This is a genomic window from Mycobacterium pseudokansasii (assembly GCF_900566075.1).
In the GTDB taxonomy this organism is placed as follows: Bacteria; Actinomycetota; Actinomycetes; order Mycobacteriales; family Mycobacteriaceae; genus Mycobacterium; species Mycobacterium pseudokansasii.
The window spans coordinates 3979425-3995573 of the sequence record NZ_UPHU01000001.1 but is presented as its reverse complement, the minus strand read 5'-3'; the positions used below and the strand labels follow the sequence as shown (position 1 = coordinate 3995573).

General features: G+C 65.1%; 16 protein-coding genes. 10 read left to right on the top strand and 6 right to left on the bottom strand.

All coding sequences use genetic code 11. From position 1 onward, the window contains the following. Positions 1-126 precede the first annotated feature (126 nt). The 7 genes from EET10_RS18090 (at position 127) to EET10_RS18060 (ending at position 6364) form a co-directional block, all read left to right on the top strand. Entirely contained in the window at positions 127-1128 is a 1002-nt protein-coding gene (locus EET10_RS18090; RefSeq protein WP_036402409.1) for an Acg family FMN-binding oxidoreductase, read from the top strand. Positions 1129-1171: 43 nt separating this feature from the next. Then, entirely contained in the window at positions 1172-1753 is a 582-nt protein-coding gene (locus tag EET10_RS18085; protein ID WP_036402412.1) for an Rv1733c family protein, read from the top strand. A 73-nt stretch (positions 1754-1826) separates the two neighbouring features. Beyond that, positions 1827-2957, top strand: coding sequence for a 4Fe-4S dicluster domain-containing protein (locus tag EET10_RS18080; protein ID WP_051490501.1), 1131 nt, complete (start codon positions 1827-1829; stop codon positions 2955-2957). Then, entirely contained in the window at positions 2941-3813 is an 873-nt protein-coding gene (locus EET10_RS18075; protein WP_036402414.1) for an FAD/NAD(P)-binding protein, read from the top strand. The genes EET10_RS18080 and EET10_RS18075 overlap by 17 nt, the downstream gene beginning before the upstream one ends. Beyond that, positions 3814-4569 carry an NADH-quinone oxidoreductase subunit B family protein gene (locus EET10_RS18070; protein ID WP_122502378.1) on the top strand — a complete coding sequence of 252 codons (756 nt, stop codon included), beginning with the start codon at positions 3814-3816 and terminating at the stop codon, positions 4567-4569. Next, entirely contained in the window at positions 4566-5858 is a 1293-nt protein-coding gene (locus tag EET10_RS18065) for a Ni/Fe hydrogenase subunit alpha (protein ID WP_036402418.1), read from the top strand. The genes EET10_RS18070 and EET10_RS18065 overlap by 4 nt, the downstream gene beginning before the upstream one ends. Continuing rightward, complete coding sequence (locus tag EET10_RS18060) at positions 5855-6364, top strand: hydrogenase maturation protease (protein ID WP_036402420.1); 510 nt, start codon at positions 5855-5857, stop codon at positions 6362-6364. The genes EET10_RS18065 and EET10_RS18060 overlap by 4 nt, the downstream gene beginning before the upstream one ends. A gap of 727 nt (positions 6365-7091) precedes the next feature. On the opposite strand, the gene EET10_RS18055 is transcribed toward EET10_RS18060, so the two are convergent. Next, positions 7092-7523, bottom strand: coding sequence for a pyridoxamine 5'-phosphate oxidase family protein (locus tag EET10_RS18055; RefSeq protein ID WP_036402422.1), 432 nt, complete (start codon positions 7521-7523; stop codon positions 7092-7094). Positions 7524-7772: 249 nt separating this feature from the next. Between EET10_RS18055 and EET10_RS18050 the strand changes: the two genes are divergently transcribed. From EET10_RS18050 to EET10_RS18040, 3 genes are all read left to right on the top strand, one after another. Further along, positions 7773-8051 (top strand): hypothetical protein, encoded by a 279-nt coding sequence (locus EET10_RS18050; RefSeq protein WP_122502377.1) that lies wholly within the window; start codon positions 7773-7775, stop codon positions 8049-8051. Further along, a complete protein-coding gene (locus EET10_RS18045) occupies positions 8048-8911 on the top strand; it encodes an ABC transporter permease (protein WP_122502376.1) in 864 nt (287 codons plus the stop codon). Before EET10_RS18050 ends, EET10_RS18045 begins: the two co-directional genes overlap by 4 nt. A gap of 248 nt (positions 8912-9159) precedes the next feature. Continuing rightward, complete coding sequence (locus tag EET10_RS18040; protein ID WP_122502375.1) at positions 9160-10542, top strand: WS/DGAT/MGAT family O-acyltransferase; 1383 nt, start codon at positions 9160-9162, stop codon at positions 10540-10542. A gap of 133 nt (positions 10543-10675) precedes the next feature. Here the strand turns inward: EET10_RS18040 and EET10_RS18035 are convergent, their stop codons facing one another. The 5 genes from EET10_RS18035 to acsA are packed head-to-tail and all read right to left on the bottom strand — an operon-like array spanning position 10676 to position 15956. After that, positions 10676-10933: an acyl carrier protein gene (locus EET10_RS18035; protein ID WP_036402426.1), complete on the bottom strand. Its 258-nt coding sequence runs from the start codon at positions 10931-10933 to the stop codon at positions 10676-10678. 7 nt (positions 10934-10940) lie between these two features. After that, the gene (locus EET10_RS18030) at positions 10941-12152 is read right to left on the bottom strand and encodes a dihydrolipoamide acetyltransferase family protein (RefSeq protein WP_063468245.1); all 1212 of its coding nucleotides are present in this window, start codon (positions 12150-12152) and stop codon (positions 10941-10943) included. Further along, positions 12149-13126 carry an alpha-ketoacid dehydrogenase subunit beta gene (locus tag EET10_RS18025; RefSeq protein WP_122502374.1) on the bottom strand — a complete coding sequence of 326 codons (978 nt, stop codon included), beginning with the start codon at positions 13124-13126 and terminating at the stop codon, positions 12149-12151. Before EET10_RS18025 ends, EET10_RS18030 begins: the two co-directional genes overlap by 4 nt. Further along, entirely contained in the window at positions 13123-14130 is a 1008-nt protein-coding gene (gene pdhA / locus EET10_RS18020) for a pyruvate dehydrogenase (acetyl-transferring) E1 component subunit alpha (RefSeq protein ID WP_036402435.1), read from the bottom strand. The genes EET10_RS18025 and pdhA overlap by 4 nt, the downstream gene beginning before the upstream one ends. Continuing rightward, positions 14127-15956, bottom strand: a complete 1830-nt coding sequence (gene acsA, locus EET10_RS18015) for an acetate--CoA ligase (protein WP_036402438.1) — start codon at positions 15954-15956, stop codon at positions 14127-14129. The genes pdhA and acsA overlap by 4 nt, the downstream gene beginning before the upstream one ends. Positions 15957-16149: the final 193 nt, after the last annotated feature.

Here is a 16149-nt window from a genome sequence, read left to right as displayed (position 1 = left end):
GGGGACGTTCGCCGATTCGGCAATGGCACAAAGTCCTTCGCTGCAAGGACGCCGTGCCCTCGTCCGGCCTATGTGATTGCGCAATCGTTGATACGACGACTCCGACGACCGAAGGGAGTAACGACCATGACAGCGCATTTCCCAGATGCCGGCACGGTCCGCACGGTGCTGACGCTGGCCTCTCGGGCGCCATCTGTGCACAACACGCAGCCGTGGCGGTGGCGGGTGGGCGAGGCGTCTCTGCATCTCTACGCCGACGCCAGCCTGCAGCTGCCCAGCACCGACCCGGAGGGGCGCGACCTGATCCTGAGTTGCGGTGCGGCATTGAACCACTGTGTCATCGGCCTGGCCGCGACGGGCTGGCAAGCCAAAGTGTGTAGGCTGCCCAACCCGGCAGACCCGAGTCACCTTGCCTCGATCGAAGTGTCTCGTCAGAACGCCGATCAGTTGGATATCATGCTGGCCGCGGCGATACCGCGGCGGCGAACCGATCGGCGGCACTACAGTTTTTGGCCGGTTCCGGTCAGCGACATTGCGTTGATGGCTGCGCGAGCGGCCCGCAATGGGGTGACGCTACACCAGGTCGACGCCATGGACAAGCTGAATGCCGTTGTGGCGAAATCGGTTTGGGACCACGCATCCGATGCCGACTATCTCGCCGAGCTCACCGCATGGAGTGGCCGGCACGCCTCGGCGGTCGGCGTTCCCGCCCGCAATACGCCCATACCTGACCCCGCGGCGGCGCTACCCAGCCGGCGTTTCGCCGGCCCGACGCTGGCCATGCCGTCGGATGTCTCGCCCGCCGACGACAATGCGGTGATGCTGGCCCTGGGGACGCGCACTGACGACCGGCTGGCTCGGCTACGCGCCGGTGAGGCAACCAGCGTCGTGCTGCTGACCGCGACGGCGATGGGACTGGCCAGTTGCCCGGTCACCGAACCGCTGGAAATCGCCGAAACACGTGCGGCGGTTCGTGCCGATGTCTTCGGCGATAGCCAGTATCCGCAGATGCTGCTACGGGTGGGCTGGGCGCCCATCAATGCCGATCCGTTGCCGTCGACGCCGCGACGCCCCCTCTCGGAGATCGTCGAGTGGATTGCCGACGGCGAGAAATCCGTCAACGGATAGGCGTCCGATAACCAAGGCCCGCAAGAAGTTTCAGGAAGTTGTGATGGAGACGTTCACGATAGACCCGCGCTGTTGGCGGCTCGCCCGGCTGGTCGGTCGCAATCCGCTGCTTCGGCGCACCGACCGTCTCGAAGCCCTGCTGCTGCTGGTCGCGCTGATCGCGTCGCTTTTTTTGATACCTGCCGCCGCCGTCGCGGGCGTCGAGGTCTTCGACGCCCGGGATCGCCAGTACGCCGCGCAGGCACAGGCACGGCAGCCGGTCACGGCCACGGTCACCGGTGCTACCCACAACCCGAACTCTGAAGGGATCGTCGTGCACGTGCGCTGGCCGGTGGGGGCCGGCGAGCGCACCGGCTCGTTCCGGCACAGTGCCCCGCTCAATGTGGGGCAGCGCGTCGAAATCTGGGTGGACCGGGACGGCAATCTTGTCAGCCCCCCGACACCGAGGTGGCATGCGGGTGTGGACGCGGCCGTCACCTCGGTGCTGATCGTGCTGACGTGCGCCGTCGCGATGGTGTCACTGGTCGCCTCGGTCCGCTCCCGGCTCGACCGGGCACGCGATGCCGCGTGGGAGCGGGAAATCAGGTGCCTGCAGGACGACGGTGGCCGGACGAATCGGTATTGACCACATGCGCCGGGACAAGATTCAGATGCTGCAGCCCTCGCCAGCGCTCGTGAAATAGGCTGATGACGTGTCGATGACCAGACATGGGGAAGACTCCGATGCTGCTTTGCTGGACACCGCCGGGTTGCGCCGCCTGGTTGAGGTACTGATCCGGCGGGACTACCGCGTCATTGGCCCGACGTTGCGTGACAACGCGATTGTGCTCGCCGAACTCGAGTCGGCGGATGATCTTCCGCGCGGCTGGGGCGTCGACGTGGCGCCGGGGCACTATCGGGTGCGCCGGCGCGGCGACGACGCGCTGTTCGGACATTCGGCGGGGCCGCAGTCGTGGAAACAGTTCCTGCACCCGCCGCGGCAGCGGTTGTGGGCCGGCACCCGGGACGGGTTCGGCGCCATCGATTCCGAGGATGTTCCGCGGTATGCGTTCCTCGGGGTGCGCGGCTGCGATCTGGCCGCGATCGCGACCCTCGACCGGGTGCTGGGCGGTGCGGCCTATGCCGACAGCAGCTTCGTCGGCCGCCGGCGGCAGGCTTTCGTCGTCGCGGTGAATTGCACCGAACCGGGCGGGTTGTGTTTCTGTGCCTCGATGGGCACCGGACCCGCGGTCGGCCCCGGTTACGACTTGGCGTTGACCGAGCGCGTCGGCGCCGACGGCGTGACCTACCTGGTGGATGTGGGCAGCCAAGACGGCGCCGACGTGCTCGCCGCGGTGCCGCACCGGCCGGCCGGTGGCGACGAAATCGATTGCGCGCGTGCCGATGTCGAGGCTGCGTCGCACCGGATGGGACGGCAGATGCCGGACACGGATCTGCGTGAGCTACTCGTCAGGTCACGCGAGTCGCCGCAGTGGGAAGAGGTGGCCAGCCGCTGCCTGACCTGTGGCAACTGCACGATGGTGTGCCCGACCTGCTACTGCACCAGCACCGAAGACGTCACCGACCTGACCGGTGAGCACGCCGAACGCTGGCAGCACTGGGCGTCCTGCTACGAATTCGACTTCACCTATGTCCACGGCGGCGGCAGCGTGCGCCGCTCCGGCGCGTCGCGGTACCGGCACTGGCTCACCCACAAACTGGGTACCTGGCACGACCAGTTCGACATGTCGGGCTGCGTCGGCTGCGGACGATGCATTGCCTGGTGTCCCACCGGCATCGACATCACCGAGGAAATGAACAAGATGGACCGCGATGACCGACCGGGCTGACCGAGCTGACCGGGTGACCAGCGCCGCGCCATCATCTGCGATGGCGCCGGTCCCGTACCGGGTGCGCAGCCGCGTGGTGGAAAGCCCGGATGCGGCAACGTTGTGTCTGGAGCCGCTCGATGCGGTGCTTCCCGCGCCGCAGCCCGGCGAATTCATGATGCTCTACGCCTTCGGCGTCGGCGAAGCGGCGATATCCATCAGCGGTGATCCCACCGTCACCGACGGCTCGATCACCCACACCATCCGGGCGGTCGGGGCGGTCAGCCGTGCCCTGCACGACGCGCAGCCGGGCACTCTTGTCGGCGTGCGCGGGCCATTCGGCACCACCTGGGGACTCGACGAGGCGGCCGGACGGGATTTGGTGATGGTGGCCGGCGGCGTGGGACTGTGCCCGCTGCGCCCGGCAATCCTCGGCGCGTTGGCCAACCGCGCCCGCTACGGCAGGCTGATGCTGGTCGTGGGTGCCCGCTCCAGGGCCGACTTTCTGTTCGTCGCACAACTGGAAAAGTGGGCGCAAGACCCGCACATCGAACTCCACCTGACCGTCGACGTTCCCGTCCAGGACTGGCACGGTGAGGTCGGCCTGGTGACCGAGCCGGTGCGCCGGCTCACGCTGCGGCCCGACCGCACCACCGCGTTCCTGTGCGGGCCGGAGCCCATGCTCCGGTTCGGCGCGGACGCCCTTCTCTCCAAAGGTGTTGCAGCCCAGGATATTCGGGTATCACTGGAGCGGAACATGCAGTGCGGTGTCGGCTGGTGCGGCCACTGCCAGTTGGGCCCATTGCTGGTGTGCCGCGACGGCCCGGTCGTCGGCTACGACGTGGCCGGCCCACTACTACGGGTCAAGGAGCTGTAAATGAGCCCCAGTCTTGCGGTGTGGAAGTTCGCCTCGTGCGACGGGTGCCAGCTGACCTTGCTCGACTGCGAGGACGAGCTGCTCACCCTGGCCGACCAGGTGACGATCGCGACCTTCGCCGAGGCCTCCAGCGCGATGGTCGGCGGGCCGTACGACATATCGCTGGTCGAGGGTTCCGTCACCACTCGCCACGACGCGCAGCGCATCCGGGAGATCCGGGACCAGTCGAAGATATTGGTCACCATCGGTGCCTGCGCGACGGCCGGGGGCGTGCAGGCGCTGCGCAACTTCGCCGACGTCGCGGAGTTCACCTCGCTGGTCTATGCGAACCCGGAATACATTGACACGCTTGCGACTTCGACACCTGCGGCCGCGCATGTCAAGGTCGACTACCAGCTTCACGGCTGCCCGATCGACCGCGGACAGCTCTTGGACACCCTCGCGGCGCTGCTGGTCGGGCGCAAGCCGCGGCTGCCGGCCAAGACGGTGTGCACCGAATGCAAACTGCGTGGTACGACGTGTGTCGTTGTCGCCGAAGGCATTCCGTGTCTGGGACCGGTCACCCATGCCGGTTGCGGCGCGTTGTGTCCCAGCCATCACCGGGGCTGCTACGGCTGTTTCGGTCCGTCGGCGGTGCCGCAAACCGCCACGCTGATCCCGCTGTTGCGCCGCGACGGAATGTCCGACGGGGATGTCGACCGGGTGTTCTCGACGTTCAACGTCACCGCGTTCGCCGCCGAACGGAGCAAGCAGTGACCACCGACAACCGGACACTCAGCGTCGGCACCCTGACCCGCGTCGAAGGGGAGGGGGCGCTGCACGTCACCCTGAAGGACGGCGCGCTGGACAGCGTGCAGCTCAACATCTATGAGCCGCCAAGGTTTTTCGAGGCATTTCTGCGGGGGCGGGCCTATACCGAGCCGCCGGACCTGACCGCACGGATCTGCGGCATTTGTCCGGTTGCCTATCAGGTCAGCGCCTGCAACGCGATCGAACAGGCCTGCGGCGTCGAGGTGGATCCCGAACTCGTGGCACTGCGCCGGCTGTTGTACTGCGGCGAATGGATCCACAGCCACGTCCTGCATGTCTACCTGCTGCACGCGCCGGACTTCCTCGGCTGTCCGGACGTAATCGCCCTGGCCCGCGACCAGCGCGCGGCGGTCGAGCGCGGGCTGCGGTTGAAGAAGGCCGGCAACAAGCTGATGGACTTCATCGGCGGACGGTCGATACACCCCATCAATGTGCGTCTGGGCGGGTTCTACTCGGTGCCCGACCGGTCGCAGCTGGCGCCGCTGGCCGAGCTGTTGCGCCGGGCGCTCGACGACGCGTTGGCGACGGTGGAGTGGGTGTCCGGGTTTGACTTTCCCGACCTCGAACTCGACCACGAGATGCTGGCGTTGAGCCAGCCGGGGCGCTACCCGATCGAGAACGGCAGCATCGCCCGCAGCGCCGGCCCGTTTTTCGCCGTGGCCGAGTTCACCGAGCACGTGCACGAGTCGCAGGTTCCGCATTCGACTGCGCTGCATGCCGCCCTTGACGGCGGCCGCTACCTGACCGGGCCGATGGCGCGGTATTGCCTCAATTCGTCGGCGCTGTCGCCGGTCGCCGCCGAGGCCGCCGGGGCCGCCGGGCTCTCCGGCGAGTGCCGAAACCCGTTCCGCAGCATTGTTGTTCGTGCCGTCGAGGTGGTCTACGCGATCGAGGAGGCGTTGCGCATCATCGACGGATACCAGCGGCCGTCACGGCCATTCGTGGAGGTCCCGGTCCGTGCGGGCGTCGGTCATGGCGTCAGTGAGGCGCCCCGCGGCCTGCTGTACCACCGATACGAAATCGACGACGACGGGCTGATTTCGGCGGCGACGATCATTCCGCCCACCTCGCAGAACCAGGCGGCCATCGAGAGCGACCTGGCTCGTGTCGTTTCGGCAAACCTCGCTCTCGCCGATGCCGAGTTGACCACACTGTGCGAACGGGTGATCCGCAACTACGACCCGTGCATCTCCTGCTCGGCGCACTTCCTGACGCTGACGGTGCAACGCGAATGACCGCGGGCCCGGTTGTCGTCATCGGGCTGGGCAATCGCTACCGCCGCGATGACGGCGTGGGCATTGTCGCCGCCGCCGCGCTCGACGAACTGGGGTTGCCCGATATCCGGGTGGTGACCGACATTGTGGAGCCCATGGGTCTCGTCGAGGCGTGGTCGGGCGCCCGCCTGGCCGTCGTGATCGATGCCGCGGTCAGCTTCCCGTCGACGCCCGGCAGGGTAACCCGTTGTGCGCTTGGCGATCTGGTCACCGCAACGGACGGGGTGAGTTCGCATCGCGTCGACGTCGCCGCCGCATACGCACTGGGGCAGGCCCTTGCCCGGGTGCCCGACAGGCTGGAGGTGGTCTCCGTCGAAGCGGCCGATACCGGTCATGGCGTGGGTTTGACACCGCAGGTGGCAGCTGCCGTACCGGCGGCGGTCAGCATGGCGGTGGATCTGGCCGCGGAGGTAGTCCCGGTTGCTGCCCGGCGAGACCGCGACTGGTCACATCAGGGATACGAGTAGGCGAGGGTGTCTGACAACGGCTTCCAGGTCGCTTCCGGGACGCTGTGTCGACTCGGTCATCCCGTAGGTCATCTGTTTGGCGATCGGATGCTTGCGCGAAGCCAAAAGGCTGCTCGTCTTCGATGTCCGCGGGCGCGGGCCTGGGTGTGCACGCATAGCCGGGCGTCTGTCTTCGGGACGGGGGCACGCATTGTCGCTCAAACTTCTTGTAATGGCAGGTGTTCGGGGGAATCACGTGCTCACAGGGTCGACTGCAATGCCGCCGTGTCGAGTGTGCGGTGACGGCTTCGATTGTGCGTGTACGGCGGGAATATCGCGATTGGCCCGCCCTGAGCGCACGTTCGACGCCACCAGTGCACGCTTGACGCCATGAACGCACAGTCGACGCCGTGAACGCACGCTCGACGCCGTGAACCAAAACTGAATGCCCTGGCTATCCCGTATCCGGCGAATCGGCGGAAGTGGAGTGTGGCTGCATCCCGGCCCACACCGCCTCGAATTCGGAAAGCAGTGTTGACATCTGCGGTGCACGCGCCATTACCGCTGCGCCGACGATCGCAAGAAACGGGCCGAGCACGCGGGCGAACATGCGTGTCCGTGGCCGCAATCGGGAAGAGTTCATGGCGACACCTCAATCGGGCGGTCAGATGTTGCGCCCCTAGGGGTGTGTCAGCATCGGCAGGAGCTCAACGGCAGGCGCAGCGCGCAACGGCTCCACATGCCGAGCTCACTGGAGCGGCTCTGACGGGCTCGGCCGATCGAACCGGAACCGCCGTCCGGTCACCAGGTCCGGAAGTATCCGCACATAGTGCTTTTTCTCGGTTGCGATCCAGGTCAAGAGCTGGGCGCGGTCGGCCTCCTCGATCTCCTCGTCGCTACGAAGCGAGCGCGCCCTGCCCTGGATGATCACGCTCCAGCCTTCGACGGCGGTGTGATCGTCGACTTCGAACAGCACCTGGTTGTTCATCGCGGCGCTGACCAGCTTGGTGCCTTCCGCGGTGCGGAACAGAATGGTGCGGCGCTGGACGACGAAGTTCACCGGGAAGATCTGCGGACGGCCGTCCACGCTGGTGACCAGCCGCCCCAAGGTCACGCTTTTCAGCAGTTCCCAGCATTCGCTCACGGGGAGGATGGTGATCACTTCTCCGGTTCCCGACATCAGCCAACCCCTCTCATCTGATACCTGACAGGCATGATGCTATTGGAGTCGGCTCCGTATCCGCGCCAGCTGGCCACCCCCGTAGCAGGACTGGGTTGGCAGAAGCGACGCCCGGGGCAGTTCAATCCACGGCAGCGGTGTACGGAATTGCGCTGATACGCGGTAAATCGCCAACTCGATAGCCCTGGCTGAGTGCCGCGGGCTGCTTCCAGTGCGAATGACCAGGAAACGATACTATCATATAGCGCCATGGACATGCTCTTCCTCATTAGGTGTCCCGGCCCGAGAGACCTCGACCATGAAACCAAGGTCAAACCGGAGCGGTTCATCGCCGACGGCGCCGCCAACAAGCGGATGTATCGTCAGCATCACCTGTGGCCAGATTCGCCCCGGAAGGATCTCGATCCTGATGTTGCAGCGCTCGGATCACTGTCGCCACAACAAGTCAACGCCGTTCTGAGACTCCGGTTGCCGGATCTCGGCGAGCCCTGCTCGGCGCACCATCTCACGAGGTGGGCTCTGCGATGAGTCCCCGGGTTATCGATCCGCCCCGGCACGCAACCTTGTGGAGGCTGAGTAAGAATGTGAAGACACCACGCCTGCTGGCGCTTCGGCAGGGGTGGGTGCTCTTTGGCCGCTTTATCTCACCGAGTCTGAGCGTCGGAGAGAAACTCACCACGGTCGGAGCGCCGGTGGTGTTCATGGTGGGCTTCTATATCCCGTTCGCCAAACCGTGGAACCAGTTCGTCGGCGGCTCTGGAGTAGCCAGCAGCATCGGGCAATACATCACGCCATTGGTCGCATTGCAAGCCATCGCTTTTGCGGCAATCGGATCGGGCTTCCGAGCGGCCACTGATGCCTTGCGAGGCATCAATCGACGGTTCGCCACGATGCCAATTTCCCCGTTGACACCGGTGCTTGCTCGCGTGTCCGTCGCTCTTTACCGATGCTGCTGGGGCCTGTCGGTATCACTGATTAGTGGTTACGTGGTCGGATTCCGGTTTCATCGCGGACCCCTTTATATCGTCGGCTTTTGCGTATTGGTGCTCGTGATCGGGGTTTTGCTGGCGCTAGCTGCTGATTTGCTGGGCACCGCTACCAAAAACCCCGACGCGATGGTGCCTCTCCTGTCCCTGCCGATCTTGATCTTCGGACTGTTGTCCGTCGGTCTCATGCCTATCCGGCTGTTTCCTCGATGGATTCACCCATTCGTGCGTAATCAACCCATCTCTCAGTTTGTCGAGGCATTGCGCGCTCTGGCGGGCGATACCACTAAGAAAGTCTTACCGGTTACATGGCCTGTCATGGCGCCGACGTTGGCGTGGATTCTCGGCTGCCTGGTGGTTTTGGTGCCGATCGCGGTCATTGTCTTATCCAAGCGGCGATGATCGTGATGGCAATTCAGCCATCCACTTGGCGGGCAATTGAATGCTAATGAGTAGCATTATCGCAACGATCGTAACGTCACGTTATCGATTGTGTTCACGCCAAGTTGGCGCCATTCGTGGCTGGGAGCAGTGCCCGTGCGCTCAGCATCAATCGAACGATGTTGAGTACCGCAAACAGGAGCGTATATTGTAAGAGTTTCTGGTTCTTTTATCTGGTAATTATTTTGGGTTGTCAGCGGGGTTCGACAGTGAAATTTCTTAACGGCGCGGATGCGCTCATGCTCTATAGTGAGAAGCCCAACGTCCATATCCACACGCTCAAAGTCGCGATCATAAAGTTGGACGACGACTGTCGGAATTTTGATATCGAGTCGTTCCGTTGGGCGATCCGCAATCGGCTGTACAAGCTTGAGCCGTTGCGCTACCAGCTGGTCAACGTACCGTTCAAGTTGCACCACCCGATATGGCGCGAGCACTGCGACGTCGACCTCGACTACCACATCCGGCCATGGCGCCTGCCCAGCCCGGCTGGTCGCCGCGAGCTACACGAGGCGATCGGAGAAATCGCCACTACCCCCCTTGATCGCCGACGCCCACTGTGGGAAATGTACGTCGTCAGCGGCCTGTCCGACGGCCGCATCGCAGTGGTCACCAAGATTCATCATGCACTTGTCGACGGAGTCGCCGCCGCGAACCTGTTCGCCCGCAGCATGGACCCGCAGCCCGGGCCGGTAGCCCGTCCGTACCTGCCCGACCCCGCTCCCCGGAAGTGGCAGGTGATGAGGTTGGCGCTCGCGGACCACCTGCACCAGGCTGGTCGAATCCCGGGCACAATTCGCCACACGGCGCAGAGTCTGGCCCGGATGCGCCGCAGCTCGCGCGAGCTTTCGGCGGCGGTACCGCGGTCGGCGGCGCCACCGCGGACCTTCATCAACCACCTCCTGGCCGGCCCGCAGCGCAGGTTCGCCAGTGTCAGCCTGGCGTTGGCCGACGTCAAACGGACCGCCCGGCATCTCGGGGTTACCATCAACGACTTGGTATTAGCGATGTCGGCGGGTGCACTGCGATCGTTGCTCTTGCGCTACGACGGAAAGGCCGACCCGCTGCTGGCGCTCATTCCGGTGAGCTGGGATTTATCGGCAGATCGGATTTCTGGGAATTGCGCTGACGCGTTGTCCGTTGTGCTGCCCGTTGACCTTCAAGACCCGCTAGAGCGGGTGCAACGCTGCCACGAAAACGCCATTTTGAGTAAGGAGCGTCACCGGCTCAGGGGGCCCAGGCTCCTCAGCCGCTGGTTGGACTGTGCGCTGCCCGTAGCTGTGGAATCTGGCCTACGGCTGGCGTCCAGCCGCAGAGCGGTAAGCAAAATGCCCAATGTGACAATCGCCAATGTTGATGGGGCCTTCCAGCGGTATGGCCGGGTTGGCGGCGCGCTGGTCACCGAAATATATTCAGTGGGGCATTTGCCCCCGTGGAGTGGACTCAACGTGACCGTGTGGAGTTATGTCGATCAGCTCAATATCGCGGTACTGACCGACGGCGCAACTGTTGACGACCCGCACGAGGTGACGGCGGCCATGAACACAGAGTTCGCCGAAATCCGCAGGAATGCGGGCCTTTCGAGCTGTTGACGGTGGCTTCACCATTATGGCAAGCCATTCTCGTACGCCATTCCGGTGCCGATCTGATCAGTCACTTAAGGCGCGGCGGGTGTGTAGACCAGTTCGTCAGTCGGCCCCGCAAAGCGGCGGGCGGGCTCCCCGTTCAAGCCGTTGTGGTCGCGTGCTTGTCGACGTAGTTCACCACGTCGGTGAGGGTGCGAAGGGACGCGTAGTCCGACTCGGGAATGTCGACGTGCATCCGTTTGTGGATCCCGAGAAGGAAGTTCAGCCAGTCCATGGAATCGAGGTCGACTTGATCGCGCAGCAGCACGTCGTCGCGAATGTCGTCGGCGTCGACTTCGGGTGCGATGGTGGTCAATACGGACAGCACCGCGTCACGGGTGTTCTGTTGGGTCGTCATGTGTGCATCACTTTTCCAAGAGGTCGGGTTGTTGGAGGAGTTCATTGATGGCGCTCAGGAACAGGGCGCCGCGGTGGCCGTCGCTGGCCCGGTGGTCGGCGGCGAGGGTGCCCTGCACGGCGGTGACGACGCGAATGCCGCCGTCGATGACGCAGACCCGCTGGGTCGGCTTGCCGAAGCCGACGATGGCGACCTGCGGTGGGTAAATCACGCCGAAGACCGTGTCGACGCCCTGGTCGCCGAGGTTGGTCACCGTGATGGTCGGGTCCGACATCTCCGAGCTCCGCAACGAAAAGGAACGTGCCCGCGCCACCAGGTCGGTGAGGTCGCCCATCAACTCGTCGAGCTTCTTGTCGGGAACGTCGTGGATGGCCGGCGCGACCAGCCCCCCGCCGCGCAACGAAATCCCTACGCCGACATGAACACCCGTCGCGGGCTGGAACCCGTCGTCGCGCCAGAAACCGTTGAACTCGCCGTAGCGTTGGGCGGCGAGGCCGACAGCCTTCAACAGCAACACGGCCGGCAGCACCCGCTCGGTGATTGATCGCTCGGCGTTTCGCGCGGTCAGCCAGGTCAGCGACTTTTCCATGATGATTTCGTCGGCAAGGTAGTAGTGCGGAATCTCGCGCTTGGACCGGCTCATCGCCGCCGCGATGGATTTCCGCATCAGCGCGGCGCGGTCGGCCGCGCTCGGTTTGGTGGCGATCGTGGCCGCCGGCTTTTCGGCCGGCTTGGCCGCCGCCGCATGCTCGACGTCGTTGATGGTGACCGCTCCCTGCGGACCGGTGCCGGTGACGGTGTCGAGATCGACCTGTAGCGACTGCGCCAGTCGGCGGGCGGCGGGGGAGACCCAGCGGCGATGCGGCGGCGGCCCCGGCGGGGTCACCGGCGCCACGCCGGCACCCGACGGTACCGACACCGGCGCCGCAGCGGCCGCAATCGGGGGCCGGGCCCGCTTGCGCGGTTGTTTGGTCGGTCGCTCACCCGGTTCCAGCAACGTGGCCAACGGGGTTCCCACTTCGACGGTTTCGCCCACCGGCACCAGCAATTCGTTGACGGTGCCCTCCTGCCAGCACTCGATTTCCACTGCGGCCTTGGTGGTTTCGATGATGGCCACGATCTGCCCGCGGGTCACTGTGTCGCCGGGTTTGACCAGCCATTCATTCAGGGTGCCCTCGTCCATGTCGGAGCCGAGTGCGGGCATGGTGAACTCGATCATGATTGGTCACCGAACATGTCGTGCACGGCGGCGACGATCTTGGCGGGCTGCGGCAACGCCGCCTCCTCCAAGTGTTTGGCATAGGGAATGGGAACCTCTGCGCTGCACACCCGGGCCACCGGTGCATCGAGGTCGTAGAACGCCCCCTCCATGATCTGCGCCGAGATTTCTCCGGCCAAACTGCCGCTGCGCCACGCTTCGTCGATCACCACCGCGCGATGTGTCTTGCGGACCGACTCCAGGATGGTGTCGGTGTCCAGCGGTCGCAGCACCCGCAGATCGATGACTTCGCAGTCGATTCCGGCCAGCGACAGCTCGTTGGCCGCGTCGAGCGCCTTGCCCAGGCAGCCGCCGTAGGCGATCAGCGTCACGTCGGCGCCGCTGCGGCGCACCGCTGCCCGGCAGATATCGGTCGGCTTGAGCGCGTCGACATCGGCCGAGGTGTTGTAGAGCTGAACATGCTCGAAGATGATCACCGGGTCGGGGTCGGCCAAGGCGGGGGCCAGCATGCCGTAGGCATCTTCGATGGTCGCCGGAGCCACCACCTTGATGCCCGGAATGTGGGCGTACCACGGCTCGAGGCTGTGCGAGTGTTGCGCGGCGAGTTGACGTCCGGCCCCGGTCGCCATCCGGACGACGATCGGCACCGAGAACTGCCCACCGGACATGTGCCGCAGCGCCGCAGCGGTATTGACGATCTGGTCCAGCGCCAGCAGGCTGAAGTTCACCGTCATGACTTCGACTATCGGGCGTAATCCGTTGAGCGCCGCGCCGATTCCGATGCCGACTAAACCCAGTTCGGACAGCGGGGTGTCGCGCACCCGTTCCGGGCCGAATTCCTCCAGCAGACCCTTGGAGGCGGCGTACGTTCCGCCGTAGCGTCCGACGTCTTCGCCCATCAGTACGACGTGCGGGTCGTTGCTCAAGGCGTCGCGGATGCCGTCGTGAACCGCGGTTCGGTAGCTGGTCTTCATCGCGCCGGCTCCCAAGTCGATTCGTCGGTCGCGGTGCCGTCCCCGACCGGCGTCAGCACATCCCGCGCGAGATCGGCCGGGTCTTCCCAGGTCCCGGCTTCGGCGTAGGCCACCGCCGCCTCGATCTCGGCGGCCGCCGAATCCTCGATCTCGCGCACGTCGTCGTCGGTGAGCGTGCCGCTGTCCAGGCACTGTTGGGTGAACAGCCGGATCGGGTCACGCTCGCGCCACCGCTGGACTTCGGCCTTGTCGCGGTACAGTTCCGGGTCGAACATCGAATGCGCGCGGAACCGGTAGGTACGGAACTCGATGAAGAACGGGCCGCCGGTATTGCGGACGTGGTCGACACCCTGTTGGGTGGCGTTGAGGCACGCCTCGACGTCCATCCCGTCCACGGCCAGCGTCGGGACCTTGTACGACGCCGCCTTGACGGTGAGGTCGGTCTGGGACTGCGCCCGGTCCAATGCGGTCCCCATGGCGTAGAGGTTGTTCTCGCACAGGAACAACACCGGCAGGTTCCACAGCGCCGCCATGTTCAACGACTCGTGAAACGCGCCTTCGGCGACCGCGCCGTCGCCGAAATAGCATGCTGTCACGCGGTTTCGCTTCAGCATCGCGTCGGCGAGCGCGACACCCACCGCCAGCGGCAGGCCGCCGGCCACAATCGCGTTGCCACCGTAGAACCGCCTGGACTTGTCGAACAGGTGCATCGACCCGCCGCGGCCGCGCGAGCAGCCCTCCTGCTTGCCGAACATCTCGGCCATGATCGAGGTCATCGGGAGGCCGCGCAGCAGCGCGTGCGCATGCTCGCGATAGGTCGCCACCACCGCGTCGTCTTCGGCAAGGGCGCGCAGGGAACCCGCGGCCACGGCCTCCTCGCCGACGTAGAGATGCAGGAACCCCCGAATCTTGGCCGCGCTGTAGAGTTCTGCGCATTTTTCTTCCATCCGGCGCACCCGGACCATATCCGCCAGCAGTTCCTGCGCCAGCTTCGTATCGGTCACTGCGACACCTCCTGGGGCTGCTGTTGCTGAGGAGCGGTCAAGTTCTCCACGGTGGAGGTGTCACCTTCGGGCAGCCCGAGCTCGCGAGCCTTCAGCAGCCGCCGCATGATCTTGCCGCTGCTGGTGTGCGGCAACGCATCGACGAACTGAATCTCCTTGGGCGCCACGGCAGCTCCGAGCCGCTTGCGGGCGTGTCCCAACAGCTGCAGCCGCAGGTCGTCGTCGGCGACGAAACCGTCCTTGAGGGTGACAAAGGCTTTGATGACTGCCCCGACGGTCGGATCCGGCTTGCCGATGACGGCCGCCTCGGCCACCGCCGGATGGTCGGTCAGCGCGCTTTCCACCTCGAACGGCCCGATCAGATGGCCGGCGGATTTGATGACGTCGTCCTTGCGGCCGACGAACCAGAAGTAGCCGTCGGCATCCTTCTTCGCCAGATCGCCGGTGAGATAAAGCCCGTCACTGAAGCACTTTCGATAGCGGTCCTCGGCGTGCAGATAACCGCGGAACATCGACGGCCAGCCCGGCTTGAGGGCCAGCTCACCCTCCACGTCGGGCTCCTCGATCACCGACGTGCTGCCGTCGTCGTTCTGGCGCACGATGTAGGCGTCCACGCCGGGCAACGGCCGACCCATCGAGCCGGGCTTGATGTCGAACGCCGGCGTATTGGCGATCATGATCCCGCCGGTCTCGGTCTGCCACCAATTGTCGTGAATCGGCAAGCCCAGCACCCGTTTTCCCCACCAGACCGCCTCGGGATTGAGTGGTTCGCCCACACTGGCGATGAAACGCAGCTGCGGGAACCGGTAATGCGCCGGTAGTTCGGATCCGGCCTTGATCAACATCCTGATGCCGGTCGGTGCCGTGTACCAGACCGACACGCTTTGGTCCTGCAGTATCCGGTACCACCGCTCGGCGTCGAACTCCGCTTCGTCGACGACGGAAGTCACCCCGTGCAGCAGGGGGCTGATGATGCCGTACGACGTTCCGGTGACCCACCCGGGATCGGCCGTGCACCAGTAGATGTCGTCGGGATGAAGGTCGAGCGCGTAGCGGCCGGTGACATAGTGCATCGCGACGGCACCGTGAACGTGGATGGCGCCCTTGGGGGTGCCGGTGGTGCCGCTGGTGAAGTGCAGCAGTGCCGGGTCCTCGGCGGTGGTGGGTTCGACCGGCGTGTTCTCCTCGGCTGCGTTCATCCAATCCCAGAAGTTGAGCGTTCCCGGTAGCTGCTCGCCCGTCTTGTCGTCGTCGACGACGAGCACGTGTCGTACCGAGGTCAACCGGTCGCGAATCTTGGCGATCTTGCGCTGGTAGATCGCCTTCGTGGTGACCAGCACGTCGGCTTGCCCGATCTCGACTCTGGTGGCGATCGGCTCTGGCCCGAAAGCCGAGAACAACGGCGAAACGATGCTGCCGTTGCGAAGTGCACCCAGCATCGTGAGGTAGAGCTCGGGGATCCGGCCCATGATCGTGAACACGCGGTAGCCCTTGTTGATGCCCAGCGCGCGCAACACGCCGGTGAATCGCGCCGCGAGTCGGCTGAGCTCCGCATAACTCAGATCCCGCGTGGATATCGCGCCGTCCCAGCTCTTGTCGGTGACGAACCGCAATGCGGTGTGTGTGGCGGCCGGGCCGGTCGCGTCTTGGACGTGTCTGTCCAGGGCGGCGTAGCCGATGTTGCAGCTGTCCTCGCCAATGCCCCCGCCCATACCCTCACACAGCGCCGGCACATCCGACCACCTGAACTGGGCACGCGCCCGCTCGTAGTCGGTGAGATTGGGCGGGACGCGGTAGTCGTGGGGCGTCTTGTGAATGACATCCATCAATCGTCCTAACGATTCGACACGGCCTACACCCAGCGCGAAGCCGTGGCCTCTTCATCGGTTTCATCGTTTTCCCGGGCCTGGCCACCCGATAGAGAAGAAAGTCATCAAGTCCACTGCCGGTTGTCCTTCGACTCGGAACTCAGCCGCCGTCCAGCTCCTTCAAGGCCCAATGGGCCACCGCGCCGGGGAC

Excerpts from the sequence above, each read along its gene's own strand:
- EET10_RS18070 (WP_122502378.1), top strand. The coding sequence starts at position 3,814 with ATGAGCCCCAGTCTTGCGGTGTGGAAGTTCGCCTCGTGCGACGGGTGC.
- EET10_RS18085 (WP_036402412.1), top strand. The coding sequence starts at position 1,172 with ATGGAGACGTTCACGATAGACCCGCGCTGTTGGCGGCTCGCCCGGCTG.
- EET10_RS18030 (WP_063468245.1), bottom strand. The coding sequence starts at position 12,152 with ATGATCGAGTTCACCATGCCCGCACTCGGCTCCGACATGGACGAGGGC.
- EET10_RS18090 (WP_036402409.1), top strand. The coding sequence starts at position 127 with ATGACAGCGCATTTCCCAGATGCCGGCACGGTCCGCACGGTGCTGACG.
- acsA (WP_036402438.1), bottom strand. The coding sequence starts at position 15,956 with ATGGATGTCATTCACAAGACGCCCCACGACTACCGCGTCCCGCCCAAT.
- EET10_RS18055 (WP_036402422.1), bottom strand. The coding sequence starts at position 7,523 with ATGTCGGGAACCGGAGAAGTGATCACCATCCTCCCCGTGAGCGAATGC.
- EET10_RS18080 (WP_051490501.1), top strand. The coding sequence starts at position 1,827 with ATGACCAGACATGGGGAAGACTCCGATGCTGCTTTGCTGGACACCGCC.
- EET10_RS18060 (WP_036402420.1), top strand. The coding sequence starts at position 5,855 with ATGACCGCGGGCCCGGTTGTCGTCATCGGGCTGGGCAATCGCTACCGC.
- EET10_RS18035 (WP_036402426.1), bottom strand. The coding sequence starts at position 10,933 with ATGACGACCCAACAGAACACCCGTGACGCGGTGCTGTCCGTATTGACC.
- EET10_RS18050 (WP_122502377.1), top strand. The coding sequence starts at position 7,773 with ATGGACATGCTCTTCCTCATTAGGTGTCCCGGCCCGAGAGACCTCGAC.
- EET10_RS18075 (WP_036402414.1), top strand. The coding sequence starts at position 2,941 with ATGACCGACCGGGCTGACCGAGCTGACCGGGTGACCAGCGCCGCGCCA.
- EET10_RS18025 (WP_122502374.1), bottom strand. The coding sequence starts at position 13,126 with ATGAAGACCAGCTACCGAACCGCGGTTCACGACGGCATCCGCGACGCC.
- EET10_RS18045 (WP_122502376.1), top strand. The coding sequence starts at position 8,048 with ATGAGTCCCCGGGTTATCGATCCGCCCCGGCACGCAACCTTGTGGAGG.